Origin of the sequence: Paenalicyclobacillus cellulosilyticus (assembly GCF_014647315.1) — a bacterium.
GTDB classification, from domain to species: Bacteria; Bacillota; Bacilli; order Alicyclobacillales; family Alicyclobacillaceae; genus Alicyclobacillus_J; species Alicyclobacillus_J cellulosilyticus.
This window is the reverse complement of record NZ_BMOY01000105.1, coordinates 1-320: the sequence shown is the minus strand read 5'-3', so window position 1 is coordinate 320 and position 320 is coordinate 1. Positions and strand designations below refer to the sequence as shown.

General features: G+C 36.2%; 1 protein-coding gene. It reads left to right on the top strand.

Annotation, left to right across the window (positions count from 1 at the left end):
- A partial coding sequence (locus IEX97_RS13665) for a hypothetical protein (protein WP_229776919.1) occupies positions 1-194 on the top strand: 194 nt, incomplete at its 5' end.
- Positions 195-320: the final 126 nt, after the last annotated feature.

Sequence of the window (320 nt, the reverse complement as noted above, 5' to 3'; positions counted from 1 at the left end):
ATTATATCGTAAGCACCTTTATTTTTCTTGTTCCAATTGAAATTATCTCAACGTATTTTGGTTATGCAGGAATAGACTTCCTTGCCAATTCTAGCGTCTTATATAAACGGATTTTTTTAGCAATTATCGTAATTTTTGCTCTCGCCTACTTCCTTTACCAGTATTGTAAACAAAAGCGATCTAAGAGCTCATGAAACGGTTTGTATCCGAGGTGATAAGCAATCTTAGCTTCTGAATAGTGGGATGATTCACGTCATAAGATTGACCGCCCCATGTTCGAACAGGTATTAATCGCCTTAATGCATTGGTTACAAATAAGG